We start from the raw sequence: 15,789 nt of genomic DNA, 5'->3' as shown, positions 1-15,789 counted from the left end.
TCACCCTGGCCCTCTCCCCAAAGGGGAGAGGGTGTTCAAGTTCCCTCTCCCCTTTGGGGAGAGGGCCAGGGTGAGGGGTCTTCTTTTACCTGTCCCAATACGCCTCTTCGAGGCTGTCTTCCCGTTCCGGCAGCCCACGCGTTAAGCGCGGTGAATGCTGGTTCAGCACCTGATAACTCACGCGGTTCGCGTACTTGCACACCTGCGCCAGCGAGGAATAGGTCAGCCAGTTGAAGGTGTGTTTGCTGGAATTCGGCACATTGGTTTTGTGGTAGGCGTTAGCGGTGATGTCGTGCAGCAGCGCGGCCAGCGCGCCGTCGCCCGCGCCGTTGGTGTTCATGATCTTCTCGGGGCCACCCATATACGGTGCAATGTGGGAGAAGATACGCAGCGGGTTGATGCAGTCTTTATGACGCATGGCGCGGCTGAACTCGTACTGGTTAAATTCGGCGATAGCGCCCGGCAGCAGCGGGTGCTGGGTTTTCCGCTTGCTCTCTTCTTCCGTGAAGCCCGCCATGTACAGCCCGACCGGCCCGGCGGTGCAGAGCACCAGATCCACCCAGTCCAGCGCCTTATCAGACGCCAGCAGCGGATCGCTTTCGCCGGTCAGCGCTTCGGCTTCTTCTTCATTCATCGCCAGAATCGAGACGTGTTCTTTCAGGAAGGCCTGCCACCACTCCGGGTTGTCGGCAATCACGAATTTGGTGCCCAGCGTCAGAACCACAGGCACGTTGTATTTCTTCGCATACTCAATTGCCTTCATGGTTGCGTCCGGCATTGGTTCGCCCGGCTTGCAGCGCACCAGATAAGACGTCAACACCAGCGCAGACGCGCCCGCGATCACCTCTTCCGGAATACTTTCAGCGCGTAGCTTGTTCATATGGCCGGGGCTGATGGCAAAGGTACGCTCGCCGGAATCGCTTATCAGCGTAAAGCAACGACCAATCGGCCCGTCAACGCCCTGCAAATAGTTCAGATCGGTGCGGCTGGAGGTATTGCACAGGTAGCGGTAGGCGTAGCCACCGATTTCGATATTGCTGCACATCACGCCAAGCAGCACCGAGCGGTCGTCTGCCAGAACGGAGTAGTTGTGCATGGTGTTACCGATGGTGCCGCCAGCAAACTGGTGGGTGATAAGATTTTCGCGCATCAGTTCCTGATACAGCGCTTCGGCAACGTCATCCTCAATCACCAGCGAGTGCCCGGCGCTCAGACCGTAACGTGCGACAAACGCATCATCCACTTTGGCTTCAATGTCCACCAGCGTCTGATCGATACCGACCACCCAGGCAGCGCTGGTTTCGCTTTCCTGCTGAATTTGCTGTAACAGCGGATCGCGGGCATCGACGGGGAAATAGTGTTTGGACTTACGTTTACCGGGAAATTTCATGGTCTGAACTGTGCAAAGAATACGGGCCGGGAATGGTAGCACAAACCCGGCCCGTAACGCGATCAGCGGCGGGTGGTGACCAGTGACACCATCATATCGATGTGTTCAGGGGAGTCGTTAAGCGCAGGAATGTATTCGTATTTCGTTCCGCCGGCCTCCATGAAGAACTCTTTGTTCTGGACGGCAATCTCTTCCAGCGTTTCCAGACAATCCGCCGAGAAGCCCGGCGACATAACCTGAATGTGCTTCACGCCCTTCTCGCCCAGCATTTTTAGCGTTTCATCAGTATACGGGGTCAACCACGGTTCACGACCGAAGCGCGACTGGAAGGTCATCATCACCTTCTCAGGCGGCAGGCCGAGGGCGGAGACCAGCTCGCGGGTGGTATCGCGGCAACGCTGGGGGTAATCGTCCCCTTCGTTCGCGAAACGCTGCGGAATACCGTGATAGGAGAGCAGCAGCAGATCCGGCTCGCCGTGTTTTTCAAACGACGCGCGCGCGCTGCTGGCAAGCGCCTGAATGTACAGCTCGTTATCGGCGTAGTCGCGGATAAAGGTGATGCCCGGTATACGGCGGCGGGTCGCCAGAATGCGTGCCAGTTCGTCCCAGACGGCAGCCACCGTGGAGCACGAATACTGCGGATAAAGGGCCAGCACCACAATGTGTTCAACGCCCTGCGCCAGCAGAGAGTCGACGGCGCTTTCCAGGGATGGCTTACCGTAGCTCATACCGAGCGCAACGGGCATGTCCGGCAGACGGGCGGCCAGCGCCTTCTCCTGACGACGGCTGTAGACCATCAGCGGCGAGCCTTCTTCCATCCACACGGACTGATAGAGCTTTGCTACACGCGGAGAACGAATCGGCAGAATAACACCACGCAGCAGTGGCCACCACAGCAGTCTTGGGGTATCCACGACGCGCGTGTCGCTTAAAAATTGTCGCAGGTAGCGTTTTACCGCCGCTGGAGTAGGTGCTTCTGGGGTGCCCAGATTGGCAAGCAGGATGCCGGTTTTCGCCTGACTCATTCACGCCTCTTAACCATTTGATAGGCTGTCAATTGTAGCGGAAATGCGTTTAAACGAAACCCATTGCTGTAATAGGTAAGATGAGAATTTTTCTCACCCGGGGCTCCGGGTGAGAGAGGTGCGCTTAGCCGAGGATTTTTTCCAGCTCTGCACGTACGTCAGCCACGGCTTTGGTGCCGTCAACTTTCGCGTATTTGGTGTTACCCGCCTGCGCCTCTTTGGAGTAGTAGCCGATCAGCGGTGCGGTCATCTGATGGTATTCCACCAGGCGTTTACGCACGGTTTCTTCCTGGTCGTCTTTACGGGTGGTCAGCTCTTCGCCGGTCACGTCGTCTTTGCCTTCAACCTTAGGTGGGTTGAATTTGATGTGGTAAACGCGGCCAGAGGCAGCGTGCACGCGACGGCCAACGATACGGTCAACGATCAGTTCGTCCGGTACATCGAACTCCAGCACGTAATCCACGTTGATGCCCGCTTCTTTCATGGCGTCAGCCTGAGGAATGGTGCGCGGGAAGCCGTCCAGCAGGAAACCATTGCGGCAGTCTTCCTGAGCAATGCGCTCTTTTACCAGCGCGATAACCAGTTCGTCGGTCACCAGCTTGCCTGCGTCCATGATGTCTTTAGCTTGTTTGCCCAGCTCGGAGCCAGATTTAACAGCGGCACGCAGCATGTCACCAGTAGAGATTTGCGGAATACCGTATTTCTCCATGATGAACTGAGCCTGAGTTCCCTTACCCGCGCCCGGAGCGCCAAGCAGAATAATACGCATTGCGAAAATCCCCTCAAATGTCGATTCAATTTTTCAAAAGCGCTAAACAATACCACCAGAACGGGTATCGCTCAAGGAAGGCGGGGAGGCTGAAACGGTTAACGGGGGGAGATTATTTGGGTGAGTGCGAGAATGCCCCCTCCCCCTAACCCTCTCCCCAAAGGGGAGAGGGGACGATTATACCCTCTCCCCTTTGTGGAGAGGGCCAAGGTGAGGGGTAGGTTTTGTATTACGCCAGCAGCAGCGCATTCACACGTTTAATGAACAGGTTAGGATCTTCCAGGGTGCCGCGCTCGGCCAGCAGGGACTGATCCAGCAGCAGTTCAACCCACTCCGCAAAGCGGGCGTCGTCCTGGGTATCCGCCGCGCGTTTCACCAGCGGATGATCCGGATTAAGCTCAAAGATATATTTCACTTCCGGCACGGCCTGGCCCGCCGCAGCGAACAGTTTCGCCATCTGGGTGCTCATTTCGTCCGCATCGGTGGTGACAATGGCTGGCGTATCGGTCAGACGGTGCGTGAAGCGCACCTCTTTCACGCGGTCGCCCAGCAGGGTTTTCACGCGCTCAACGAACGGCTCCAGCGCCTTCTCGGCTTCCTTCACGCTGTCGTCCACTTCATCCGCCAGCTTATCGATAGACTCGTCGGCTTTAGCAACGGACTGGAAGGATTTACCGTCGAACTCGGTCAGGTAGTTCATCATCCACTCGTCGATGCGGTCAGACAGCAGCAGCACTTCGATGCCTTTCTTACGCAGCAGCTCCAGATGCGGGCTGCTCTTCGCTGCCGCATAGCTGTCGGCGGTGATGTAGTAGATCTTCTCCTGCCCTTCTTTCATGCGGGAGACGTACTCTTCCAGCGATACGGTCTGGGCGGAGGAGTCGTTGTGCGTAGAGGCGAAGCGCAGCAGTTTAGCGATAGCTTCCACGTTCGCGGTGTCTTCCGCCGGGCCTTCTTTCAGCACCAGGCCGAACTGTTTCCAGAAGGTCTGGTATTTTTCCGCATCGTCTTTCGCCAGTTTTTCCAGCATCTGCAACGCTCGCTTGGTCAGGGCGTTACGCAGGTTACGGGTGACGGTGCTGTCCTGGAGAATTTCACGGGAGACGTTCAGCGGCAGATCGTTGGAATCTATCAGGCCACGCACAAAGCGCAGGTAGTTCGGCATGAACTGCTCGGCGTCGTCCATGATGAAGACGCGCTGCACGTACAGCTTCAGGCCGTGCTTGTGATCGCGGTTCCACATGTCCCACGGCGCCTGCGCCGGAATGTACAGCAGGCTGGTGTACTCCTGCTTCCCTTCCACACGGTTGTGGCTCCAGGTCAGCGGGTCGGTAAAGTCGTGGGCGATGTGCTTGTAAAACTCGTTGTACTCGTCGTCTTTAATTTCAGCTTTGTTGCGCGTCCACAGCGCCTGCGCCTTGTTGATTTTCTCCCAGGAAACCACGGTTTCGCCGTCTTTCTCTTCCTGTTTTTCAATCTCAACCGGCAGCGCGATGTGGTCAGAATATTTGCTGATGATGGAGCGTACGCGCCAGTCGTTCAGGAAATCGTCTTCGCCTTCGCGCAGGTGCAGAGTGATTTCGGTGCCGCGATCCGCTTTGGTGATATCATCAACGGTGTATTCGCCTTCCCCTTTGGATTCCCACAGCACGCCGTTTTCGGCGCTGTCGCCCGCAGCGCGGGTGCGCACGGTGACTTTATCCGCCACGATGAATGCCGAGTAGAAGCCTACGCCGAACTGACCGATCAGCTGGCTGTCTTTCGCCTGGTCAGAGCCCATGGACTCGAGGAACGCTTTGGTGCCGGATTTAGCGATGGTGCCGAGATGGTCGATCACCTCGTCGCGGTTCATCCCGATGCCATTATCGGCAATCGTCAGGGTGCGGTTCTCTTTATTAAAAGAGACGCGCACGCGCAGTTCGCCATCGCCTTCGTACAGATCCGGGTTGGACAGCGCGCGGAAGCGCAACTTGTCCGCCGCATCGGAGGCGTTGGAAATCAGCTCACGCAGGAAGATTTCTTTGTTGGAATACAGGGAATGGATCATCAGGTGCAGAAGCTGTTTTACTTCTGACTGGAAACCACGGGTTTCTTGTCCTTTCATCTAAGTCGACCTCAACAATGCCATTTAATGGGGTTGTAAAACGTTGAGTGAGAGATGGGGATAAGGGGGGGAATTTTCAAGCGGAGGCCGCGCACGCAGCCTCCGTTTGGTCAGAAAATAATCTTGTGTCGTCCGGCCAGCGAGTGCGACAGCGTGGTGCCGTCGACCATCTCCAGCTCACCGCCGACCGGCACGCCGTGGGCGATGCGGCTGGCGTCAACGCCGTACTGCGCGCACAGCTCGGCGATGTAGTTGGCAGTTGCCTCCCCTTCCACCGTCGGGTTGGTGGCGAGGATCACCTCTTTGATCGTCTCGGACTCAAGACGCTGTTCAAGACGATCGAGACCGATATCATCCGGGCCGATGCCGTCCAGCGGGGAGAGATGCCCCATCAGCACGAAATAGCGGCCGGAAAACTGCCCGGTTTGTTCGATGGCGTAGATGTCCGCCGGACTCTCCACCACGCAAATCTGACCGTTTTCCTGACGACGCGGGTTCGTGCAGATGTTACAGACGTCCTGCTCGGTAAAGGTCCGGCAATCCGCACAGTGACCAATTTCTGACATGGCGCGGGTCAGAGCCTGCGCCAGGCGCATCCCGCCGCTGCGGTCGCGCTGCAATAGCGTAAACGCCATACGCTGCGCCGACTTCGGGCCAACGCCCGGCAGGCAGCGCAGTGCTTCCATTAACTGCGTGAGCAGCGGACTGGTTTGCATCAGAATGGCATCTTAAAGCCCGGCGGCAGTTGCATACCGCTGGAAACAGAGGCCATTTTCTCTTTCTGGGTTTCGTCGATACGGCGAGCGGCATCGTTAAACGCGGCTGCAACCAGATCTTCCAGCATCTCTTTGTCGTCTTCGAGCAGGCTCGGGTCGATTTCAACGCGACGGCAGTTGTGCGCACCGTTGATGGTCACCTTGACCAGACCGGCACCGGATTCACCCGTGACTTCCAGCTGAGCGATCTCTTCCTGCATCTTCTGCATTTTTTCCTGCATCTGCTGAGCCTGCTTCATCAGGCCACCCAGACCGCCTTTTCCACCAAACATAGGCTTCTCTCTTCTTTCACGTTAAGGATTACAACCGTAAGTCAGACTCACGATCAAAGGGGGCGAATACTCTCTTCATCCAGATCGGCGTCGAAGAACCGGCGCAGGGTCTGGATGTTGTTATCCGCGATAATCGACTCGCGCGCCTGCGCGAGCTTCTCTTCATAAATCGCCTGTCGCCACTCGAGCGGCGTTTTCACCGCCGGATTATCATCTTCAATGATAGTCAATTCAACCGGCACACCCTGTAATGCGGTAAGCGCCTCGGCCAGCGCCTTTTGCGCGCCAGGGGAGTTGAGGTGCCGCTGGCCAGGGCGCAGGTGCAGACGCACCTGATTGCCTTCCTGCTCTTTCCAGGCATTCAGCGCGACCTGCTCCACCAGCTTCGGCAGCTGAAGTTTGCTGACCTCAGCGGCCCAGGCGTCGCGCTCGATGGACTCTTCCGCGAGCTTCGCGGACAGCTCCGGCGTTTTTTCATGCTCAAGCGCCTTTTTCAGCGCTTTTGGCGTGGCGACCACTTCCTTGACCGTTTCAACAACGGTAGTCGCCTTCCAGCGGTATGCCTCTTCTTTCGCCGGGGCTTTTTGCTCGAGCGCGGACGGTGCCGGACGCGACTGCACGCGCTCCGTTACCGAGGCCAGTCGTTCAAGCGCGGCGTTGTTCACCGGCCGCGCTCTTGCAGGCGCTGCCGGTTCACTCTTTTTTGGTTTGGTTGCTCCCTGCGCGCGTTGCAACTGGCTTCGTGCGGCAAGCACCGAACTGGTGGCATCCGACAGCGGCACGTTCTGCGGCGGCGATGCCGGTTGCGGTGGCACCTGCTGCGGTGACATTACCGCGGTCGGCGCAACCGGCGCAAAGGACTGCCGGGGCGTTTCCGGCTCTGGCAATGGCTTGCGCGGATGGAAGGCCAGCGCGCGCAGCAGCGTCATTTCAACGCCCATCCGGCGATCCGGTGCAAACGGCAGCTCTTTGCGGCCAATCAGCAGCGTCTGATAATAAAGCTGAACATCAGCCGGCGGCACGGTGCGCGCAAGTTCACGCATCCGCTGTTCAATGGTCGCCATGTCCGCGCCAATGGCCGACGGAGACAATTGCAGCATCGCCACGCGATGCAGCAGGCTGAGCATCTCGACCAGCAGCGCTTCCCATTCAATGCCACGGGCGGCGGCATCGTTGACGAGGGTCATTACCCGCTCACCGTTGGCGGCAATCATCGCTTCGATAAGCGACAGCGCCTGATCGTCATCCAGCGTGCCGAGCATAGTGCTGACCGCGTCAGTGGAAAGCTTACCGTCACCGCTGGCAATTGCCTGGTCAGTCAGGCTCAGCGCATCACGCAGGCTGCCGTCCGCCGCGCGGGCCAGCAACTGCAGGGCGCGCGGCTCGTGAACGATCTTTTCTTCATCAAGAATGTGTTCAAGCTGTGCGCGGATCTGCTCAACGTCCAGCGCCTTCAGATGGAATTGCAGGCAGCGCGACAGGATCGTGACCGGCAGCTTTTGCGGATCGGTGGTCGCCAGCAGGAATTTGACATGCGCAGGCGGCTCTTCCAGCGTTTTCAGCAGGGCGTTGAAGCTGTGGCGCGACAGCATGTGCACTTCATCGATCAGATAGACCTTGAAGCGGCCGCGCGCCGGGGCGTACTGCACATTGTCGAGCAGATCGCGGGTGTCTTCCACCTTGGTGCGCGAGGCGGCGTCGATCTCGATCAGATCGACAAAACGCCCCTGCTCGATCTCCCGGCAGTTGTCACATACGCCGCACGGGGTGGCGGTGATCCCGGTTTCGCAGTTCAGACCTTTTGCCAGCAGACGGGCAATAGAGGTTTTACCGACGCCACGGGTGCCGGAGAAAAGATAGGCGTGATGGATGCGACCTAGCGACAAGCCGTTCGCCAGGGCCGTCAGCACATGTTCCTGACCGACAACGTCAGCAAAGGTTTGTGGTCGCCATTTACGGGCTAACACCTGATAACTCATGGGCAGGCTCTGCAACGCTGGAAGGTGAATTAATGGAGGGGAATGCTATCACAACCTCACCCATTGAGCGAGGTTGCGAGATACGGGATTAATGTCCCGGGAAAGGCACCAGGCTGTAGCTGGTAATACCCTGTTTTTCCAGGCGCTGCTCGCCGCCGAGATCGAACAGGTTGATGATGAAGGCCGCGTCGGTCACTTCCCCGCCCAGACGACGGATCAGCTTCACGGTCGCTTCGATGGTGCCGCCGGTTGCCAGCAGATCGTCCACCACCAGCACTTTGTCGCCTGGCTTGATGGCATCAACGTGAATTTCCAGCTGATCGGTGCCGTATTCCAGCTCATAGCTCTCAGCAATGGTTTCACGCGGCAGTTTGCGCGGCTTACGCACCGGCACAAAACCCACGCCCATCGCCAGCGCAACCGGTGCGCCGAACAGGAAGCCACGGGCTTCGGTACCTACTACTTTGGTGATCCCGGCGTTTTTATAACGCTCAACCAGCAGTTCAATGCTGAGGGCGTACGCTTTCGGGTCTTCCAGCAAGCTGGTGACATCACGGAAAAGAATGCCAGGCTTTGGATAATCCTGGATACTTTTGATGCTATTTTTCAGATATTCAAGCTGCTGTGCAGTTGCGGTCATCGGTTTGTGCCTAAATGAAACAGTGTTACTCACGGCGCGCGACGAGTCGGTCAAAGTAACAGTTGTTTAACCTTTGACCAGGCGCACCTGTGCTCGAAAACGGTCGAATTTACTGGCTGTGCGTCATAATTGCAACCGCCATGATGAGGCTTCAGTGCTTTTGTTGCTTTTCATCAACCACGGGGATCCGCCACATAAAGATCAGCAGGCAGGCCAGGATTGCCAGCAGCAGAATGCGCACCCACATCATTTTCACCAGCCATAACGAGACGGCGAAGGTGATCAGGATGAAGGCAATGGCGCGCGGCTTGGCCCCTGGCGGCATGGCCCGGTGTTTTTGCCAGTGCCGCAGGTAGCCGCCAAACCACGAACGGTACAGGAGCCAGTGGTGAAAACGCGGCGACGAGCGGGCGAAGCACCAGGCGGCCAACAGGATGAACGGGGTGGTCGGCAGCAGGGGCAATACGATGCCCAGCGTACCCAGCACTACCGCGAGCCAGCCAATGATGATTAAAATAGTACGCTGCATAATGCGAATCGTTATCAAACTGAACGGCTACTTTACCACTGGAGAGCGCATTGAAAACAGCACTGCTTCTTGAGAGGCTGCAAAATCAGCTGATCGCGCTGCGGGCGCAGGCCACACCGCTGATGGGACATGCTACGCTGAAACCGCGCTTTGATCGGCAGCTCTTCCGCACCCGCAGTACCGTCATTCAGGATTACCTTGCTGAGATGCAGACCAACCTCGACGAGCTTCGCCACGCGGTTGAGAGTGAACAGCAGGAACAGGTGGTGTGGCTTGCGGAGCATCTTACCGAGCAGATCACCGCCCTGCACCGCGAAATCGCCGCCTGGCCGCTACGGGCGTGTGACAGCGCCTCGCCTGGGCTCGGAAAATGGCAGCGCAAGCGGCTGGAGAACCAGGAGTTTGAGCGGCGTCTGTTTGAGATGAAGTGTGAGCGCGAAGCCCGCCTGACCACCAGCGAAACGCTGCAAGAGCAGCAGTTATTAATGCGTGAAATCAGCGCGCTGGAAGGCCGCATCGTCCGCTGCCGTCAGGCGCTGGATGAGATTGAACGCGTCATTGAACGCCTGACCCGTTAACAGGAGCCACTAATGTCACTGGAAAATGCCCCCGACGAGGTCAAGCTGGCCGTCGATTTAATTATGCTGCTGGAGAATCACGAGATCCCGGCGGAGACGGTGCTGAAAGCGCTGGAGATTGTGCGGCGGGATTTTGAGGGAAAGGTGAAGGCCGGTTGCCCTCACCCTCACCCTAGCCCTCTCCCTGGAGGGAGAGGGGACCGTTAGGTGCGGTTTGAAAGATCTGCCCTGATTCGCTTTTTACCCTCTCCCCTCTGGGGAGAGGGCAGGGTGAGGGGCGGAGTTTTCGTCACCCTTAATCTCGCGCTTCACTTCCGTATGTTCGTCACCTTTCTCGTTACGCAGGTGAACTTCAAGCTGGTTGAAGGCGATATTAATGTTGTTTTCACGGCACAGACGGTCAATGGTGCGGTTCAGCTCATCGACGGTGTAGCTGCGATCGCGTAGTTCGCGTACGTACAGGCGCAGCTCATGATCCAGCGTGCTTGGCCCGAAGGTGGTGAAGAACACGTCAGGCGCAGGATCGTGCATCACTTTAGGATGTGATTTCGCGGCTTCCAGCAGGACCTCTTTCACTTTATCCAGATCTGAACCATAGGCCACCCCGAGTCGGACCACCACGCGCGTCGTAGTATCCGAAAGCGACCAGTTGATCAGTCGCTCGGTCACGAAGGCTTTGTTCGGGATGATCACCTCTTTACGATCGAAGTCAGTGATGGTGGTCGCACGAATACGGATCTTGCTGACGGTCCCGGAGAAGGTGCCGATGGTGACGGTATCGCCGATACGCACCGGACGTTCGAACAGGATTATCAGGCCAGAAACAAAGTTACCGAAGATCTCCTGCAAGCCGAAGCCCAGACCTACCGACAGCGCCGCCGCCAGCCACTGGAGTTTATCCCACGAGACGCCCAGCGAGCCGAATACCGTCATCGCCCCGACAATAATAATGACGTAGTTCAGGATGGTGGTAATGGCATACGACGCCCCCTGACGCAGGTTCAGCCTTGAGAGCACCAGCACTTCCAGCAGACCAGGCAGGTTGCGGATCAACGCCCAGGCCACCACCGACGACACCAGCGCAAAGAGCAGGCTGCCCATGGTGACGCTTTTCATTACCGCAGCGCCCGCTTCGGTACCGTTGTATTGCCAGAGGGTGATACTGTCGAGGTAGGCGAAGACGGTAATTAAATCAGACCAGATGGCCCAGAACATCACCGCAAACAGCGCAATCATCACCAGCATGGTAATACGCATCGTTTGCTGGTTGACCTGCTCCAGGGCAATGGTCGGCTCTTCCTGCGGCTCAGCCCCTTCAGCCCCCTCTTTAACCTGATGCTGTCGACGGGCAACAGCGCGACGATACGCAATGCGGCGCGCCGCCACGCTCAAACCGCGCAGCACGGTCTGGAACAACAGGTTCCACAGGATCACCAGATACACGGTTTCAATCCATCGGCCTGACAGACGAAGCGTGGTATAGAAGTAACCCGTTGCCGTCAGCACCATCAGCGCCAGCGGAATGATCGCCAGCACCGTTACGGTAACCAGACGAAGATTGTGGGACTCTTTATCACGCCAGCTGTCGCGGCACATCGGCCACATCAGGACGGCTATCAGCAGCAGGTTCAGCATAATTACCAGCTGTCCCAGCACGTCATCCATCAGATGCAGCGGCGAAAGCTCGGCCACAACGGACCAGAAGTGCAGCGGCAACAGCGCGAGGCTGATACGTACAATCTGGCGACGCCAGTGGCTGGTGAGTTTTTCCGGCATGTTGAAGTGTCGGACCGCGACGCCGTCTTTTTCCAGCACTTTCCAGCACAGGCCAAACACCAGCCAGAACAGCGCCAGCTTTTTGCTGAACGCCCACAGCAGGTCGCTGATATTGAGCTGCATGGTCAACAGGATCAGGCCGACGGCGAGGATCAGCAGGCAGACCGGCAGAGCACGGATCAGATCGATCAGGATCGCTTTCGGGGTGTGCAACTGGCTATCGTTACGCAGTTGCCCCACTTCCGAGGCCAGCTTCGCCTGGTACTGCTTCAGCCATTTCAAACGCCAGCGTATTACTCCGGCGATGAGCAGCAAAGGCAGACCCGCAAGGAAGGCAATCATTACCGCAGGCCAGGCTTTCTCCCAGTTCACGGTAATTTTCATGCTTTTGATCTGGGATTTCAGCGTTTCAGGGAAAGATTTAAACCAGTCCCAGTCCATGGGTTTGTTGCTGTTCACCCAGAAAATCTGCTGGGTCAGGATCTCCTGGAGGCTTTTAGACACGCTCACCAGCTGCTGCTGGTTGATTTGCAGGTTAATCGCCATCATCAGCTGGTTGCCCAGCTGCTTATTAAGCTGATCGAGCAGTTCGCGGCGCATATCCACAACCTGCAACAGCGCGTCGTGAACTTCACCGTTTACTTCACTTGAATGGCCTTCTTCCACTTTGGCAACAAACGTATCGCTCTGGAACAGGGCATCGCGCTGCTGGTTAACGTCAAACTGTTCAAGACGCAAATCCGCAATGCGGTTGGTCATGTCTTCCAGCTCGTCGGCGGACGGCAGCGTCTGCTGCTGCTGGTAAAGAATGCGCGACAGCAGCAGGCTTCCCTTCAGGACGGCAATCTGCTCTTTGACATTGCGCTCAGCCTGCAAAGCGCGATCCAGCCAGTTTTTGACTTTAATATTCTGCTGCACCAGCGCGCTGCCGCTTTCAGTCGCCTGAATCAGGCGCTCGCTCAGCTGATGGTTAATCTCCAGCTCCTGCTTCACCAGCGGATTGGCCTGGATACGCGCCGTTTCGTCTGGCGAGACCGCTTCCTGCGCCGTTTTTTCGGTCAGCGTCAGGCGCTTGCTGTTCACCGCCTCCTGCAACAGCTGAAGCTGATGCTCGAGCCGGTTGATATTCGCGTTCACGTAGTCACGCTGTTTTTGCAGCGCATCCTGCAACACCGTGTTGCCTTCCAGACTCTTACGCTGCTGTTCAATCTCCGCGTTCAGCAGCGTCTGCTGGATGTTCAGCAGCGTTTGCTGGGTCGGTCGAAGCGCCCCTTCCCCCACGGTAATGCCATTCAGACGGTTACGTATCTGCTGTAGCTGTTGCGATGCAGAATACATGGCGTTCTGCACGCGCTCAGGCTGGGTTTGCAGCGAAACCAGCTGGCTGTTATAGGTCGAGAGATCGGACTGCGCCGTTTGCAGATCGTCCAGCAGCTGCGCCACGCGCGACTCGAGCTGGCGCAACGAAAGCGTGGCAAGCGTTTTTCGGGTTTCATCGTCGTTATCAACGTCGCTAAGCGCGTTCAGGGCCTCCGTTGCTTTACGCATGTTCTCCGGCGCCTGAGCGACCTTCTGCCGCAACTGGGCCGTTTCGGCTTTGATGCGATCGATCTTATCCAGCGTATCCAGGGTTTCCGTCAGGTCCTGCTGAACGAGCTTTTCCTGGGCGGAGAGATCTTTTTGTTTATTCAGGGTGTCGAGTTGCGACTGAACCTCGGCACGCGTCGGGACGTCACTGCCGTTGTCTGCACGGGCCCAGGAATGCGGTGCGGCTGCAAAGAAAAACAGCAGGATCAAAAAAACGGCCAGAACAGAATGTGTCGAGCGATAGGTGTGCAGCATAGTCGTGAATGTGATCTGAGAAATGACCGAAAATAGTCGGGCGTGAAGAATATCACGCCCGGCTAAAGCAGAATAGCGGGAAGGTAATCCTCTAAGACATTTCCTGGAAAGATTCAGGCAGTAAGCGGCGCTCCCTCGCTGCGGAGGGTCGGGCAAAGCTGGCACATCTCCAGGAAAATCGCGACGTAGCTGCGCGCCTCTGATTTCAGATCGAACGACTGCGGGGCGAAAAGCCAGTTTTCCATCAGGCCGGAAATATAGCTGCGCATCAGGATCGCCGCCCGGCGCGTTAACAGCGTAGCGGGAAGCATGTCGGCCTGCATACATTCCTTAAGAACTTGCTCGATGCGATCGTAGCTTTCCAGACACAGGTCGCGCTGCGCCTGCTGAACCACCGCCATTTCGCCAACAAACTCACATTTATGGAAGATGATTTCCATCATCAGACGTCGGCGTTCTTCCACAACAGTCGCTTCAAGGATATATACTAATATTTCTCTTAATACTGAGAGTGGATCGTGAGGGAATTTTGCCCGATACTCACTCTCAAGATCGCTGATGCTGGACTCTGAAAGCTCCCAGATTTCACCAAACAGATCTGACTTGTCTTTAAAATGCCAGTAAATCGCTCCCCGCGTGACGCCCGCGGCCTGAGCAATCTGCGCCAGCGAGGTTGCCGAAACACCCTGCTGTGAGAACAAACGCATTGCCACATCCAGAATGTGTTGTCGGGTTTCCAGCGCTTGTTGTTTGGTTTTTCGTGCCATACGTTGATGAATTTACAGGAGTCAGATTTACATACATTTATGAATGTATGTACCATAGCATGACGATAATATAAACGCAGCAATGGGTTTTTAGACTCAGGACCCTTGATCAATTTGAAATCGGACACTCGAGGTTTACATATGAACAAAAACAGAGGGTTAACGCCTCTGGCGGTCGTTCTGATGCTCTCAGGCAGCTTAGCGCTTACAGGATGTGACGACAAAGAGGCTCAACAAGGAACTCAGCAGGTGCCAGAAGTTGGCGTCGTGACGCTCAAATCCGAACCTCTCCAGATGACAACAGAACTACCGGGCCGCACCAGCGCCTATCGCATTGCAGAAGTACGTCCGCAGGTGAGCGGTATCATCCTGAAACGTAACTTCACCGAAGGCGGTGATGTGAAAGCAGGTGAGTCTCTTTATCAGATTGATCCAGCAACCTATCAGGCGTCTTATGAGAGCGCTAAAGGCGATCTGGCGAAAGCAGAAGCGGCAGCCAAAATTTCGCAACTGACGTTGAATCGTTACAAGAAACTGCTCGGCACGCAGTACATCAGCCAACAGGATTACGATTCTGCCCTGGCCGATGCACAGCAAGCCAATGCAGCCGTTGTGGCGGCGAAAGCGGCGGTAGAAACCGCGCGTATTAACCTCGCCTACACCAAAGTGACCTCCCCTATCAGCGGTCGTATTGGTAAATCAGCCGTCACCGAAGGTGCGCTGGTGCAGAACGGTCAAACCAACGCGCTGGCCACCGTGCAGCAGCTTGACCCGATCTACGTTGACGTTACACAGTCCAGCAACGATTTCCTGCGTCTCAAACAGGAGCTTGCCAGCGGACAACTGAAACAGGAAAACGGTAAAGCCAAAGTTGAACTGGTTACCAACGACGGTATCAAGTTCTCACAGACAGGCACACTGGAATTTTCTGATGTGACCGTCGATCAGACCACCGGCTCTATCACCATCCGGGCTATTTTCCCGAATCCGGATAAAACCCTGCTGCCGGGTATGTTCGTACGCGCCCGTCTTGAAGAAGGGACTAACCCAAGCGCCATTCTGGTTCCGCAGCAAGGTGTGACCCGTACGCCACGCGGCGATGCGAGCGCGCTGGTTGTGGGTGCCGATAACAAAGTCGAAACACGCAATATCACTGCAACGCAGGCGATTGGCGACAAGTGGCTGGTAACGGAAGGTCTGAAAGATGGCGATCGCGTGATTATTACTGGTTTGCAAAAAGTTCGTCCTGGCGCGCAGGTCAAAGCTCAGGAAGTGAAATCTGACGACAAACAACAAGCATCGGCCGCTGGCCAGTCAGAACAAACCAAGTCTTAACTTAAAC

General features: G+C 56.7%; 14 protein-coding genes and 1 other annotated feature. Of the genes, 3 read left to right on the top strand and 11 right to left on the bottom strand.

Translation table 11 applies throughout. The features are described 5' to 3' along the window. Positions 1 to 85: 85 nt before the first annotated feature. From ACQG03_RS05695 to ACQG03_RS05655, 9 genes are all read right to left on the bottom strand, one after another. On the bottom strand, positions 86 to 1,390 hold the full coding sequence (locus ACQG03_RS05695) for an inosine/guanosine kinase (RefSeq protein WP_022647280.1): 1,305 nt from the start codon (positions 1,388 to 1,390) through the stop codon (positions 86 to 88). Positions 1,391 to 1,452: 62 nt separating this feature from the next. Then, positions 1,453 to 2,415, bottom strand: a complete 963-nt coding sequence (gene hemH, locus ACQG03_RS05690; RefSeq protein ID WP_017383216.1) for a ferrochelatase — start codon at positions 2,413 to 2,415, stop codon at positions 1,453 to 1,455. A gap of 124 nt (positions 2,416 to 2,539) precedes the next feature. Then, entirely contained in the window at positions 2,540 to 3,184 is a 645-nt protein-coding gene (gene adk / locus ACQG03_RS05685; RefSeq protein ID WP_022647279.1) for an adenylate kinase, read from the bottom strand. A gap of 229 nt (positions 3,185 to 3,413) precedes the next feature. Then, positions 3,414 to 5,288 (bottom strand): molecular chaperone HtpG, encoded by a 1,875-nt coding sequence (gene htpG / locus ACQG03_RS05680; protein WP_038415541.1) that lies wholly within the window; start codon positions 5,286 to 5,288, stop codon positions 3,414 to 3,416. A gap of 110 nt (positions 5,289 to 5,398) precedes the next feature. Next, entirely contained in the window at positions 5,399 to 6,004 is a 606-nt protein-coding gene (gene recR, locus ACQG03_RS05675) for a recombination mediator RecR (protein WP_006809843.1), read from the bottom strand. Beyond that, positions 6,004 to 6,336 (bottom strand): YbaB/EbfC family nucleoid-associated protein, encoded by a 333-nt coding sequence (locus ACQG03_RS05670; RefSeq protein WP_003858972.1) that lies wholly within the window; start codon positions 6,334 to 6,336, stop codon positions 6,004 to 6,006. Before ACQG03_RS05670 ends, recR begins: the two co-directional genes overlap by 1 nt. 53 nt (positions 6,337 to 6,389) lie before the next feature. Further along, positions 6,390 to 8,315, bottom strand: coding sequence for a DNA polymerase III subunit gamma/tau (dnaX, locus tag ACQG03_RS05665; RefSeq protein ID WP_063163455.1), 1,926 nt, complete (start codon positions 8,313 to 8,315; stop codon positions 6,390 to 6,392). Beyond that, positions 6,996 to 7,060, bottom strand: a sequence feature (DnaX frameshifting element). Its footprint overlaps the gene before it by 65 nt. Before the next feature lie 88 nt (positions 8,316 to 8,403). Then, positions 8,404 to 8,955 (bottom strand): adenine phosphoribosyltransferase, encoded by a 552-nt coding sequence (gene apt / locus ACQG03_RS05660; RefSeq protein WP_000127359.1) that lies wholly within the window; start codon positions 8,953 to 8,955, stop codon positions 8,404 to 8,406. 151 nt (positions 8,956 to 9,106) lie between these two features. Further along, a complete protein-coding gene (locus ACQG03_RS05655; protein WP_001189855.1) occupies positions 9,107 to 9,484 on the bottom strand; it encodes a DUF454 family protein in 378 nt (125 codons plus the stop codon). Positions 9,485 to 9,534: 50 nt separating this feature from the next. Here ACQG03_RS05655 and priC point away from each other — a divergent pair, with 50 nt between their 5' ends. Further along, a complete protein-coding gene (gene priC / locus ACQG03_RS05650; protein ID WP_063163456.1) occupies positions 9,535 to 10,062 on the top strand; it encodes a primosomal replication protein N'' in 528 nt (175 codons plus the stop codon). 12 nt (positions 10,063 to 10,074) lie between these two features. After that, on the top strand, positions 10,075 to 10,269 hold the full coding sequence (gene rsmS, locus ACQG03_RS05645; protein ID WP_022647275.1) for a pleiotropic regulatory protein RsmS: 195 nt from the start codon (positions 10,075 to 10,077) through the stop codon (positions 10,267 to 10,269). A 33-nt stretch (positions 10,270 to 10,302) separates the two neighbouring features. Here the strand turns inward: rsmS and mscK are convergent, their stop codons facing one another. After that, positions 10,303 to 13,680 carry a mechanosensitive channel MscK gene (gene mscK / locus ACQG03_RS05640; RefSeq protein WP_023305598.1) on the bottom strand — a complete coding sequence of 1,126 codons (3,378 nt, stop codon included), beginning with the start codon at positions 13,678 to 13,680 and terminating at the stop codon, positions 10,303 to 10,305. 113 nt (positions 13,681 to 13,793) lie between these two features. Continuing rightward, a complete protein-coding gene (gene acrR / locus ACQG03_RS05635) occupies positions 13,794 to 14,447 on the bottom strand; it encodes a multidrug efflux transporter transcriptional repressor AcrR (RefSeq protein ID WP_032624732.1) in 654 nt (217 codons plus the stop codon). 141 nt (positions 14,448 to 14,588) lie between these two features. Between acrR and acrA the strand changes: the two genes are divergently transcribed. Continuing rightward, a complete protein-coding gene (gene acrA / locus ACQG03_RS05630) occupies positions 14,589 to 15,782 on the top strand; it encodes a multidrug efflux RND transporter periplasmic adaptor subunit AcrA (protein ID WP_426726098.1) in 1,194 nt (397 codons plus the stop codon). Positions 15,783 to 15,789: the final 7 nt, after the last annotated feature.

This window comes from Enterobacter cloacae complex sp. 342H5 (assembly GCF_050030905.1).
GTDB lineage: Bacteria > Pseudomonadota > Gammaproteobacteria > Enterobacterales > Enterobacteriaceae > Enterobacter > Enterobacter intestinihominis.
This window is presented reverse-complemented; position numbering and strand designations above follow the sequence as displayed.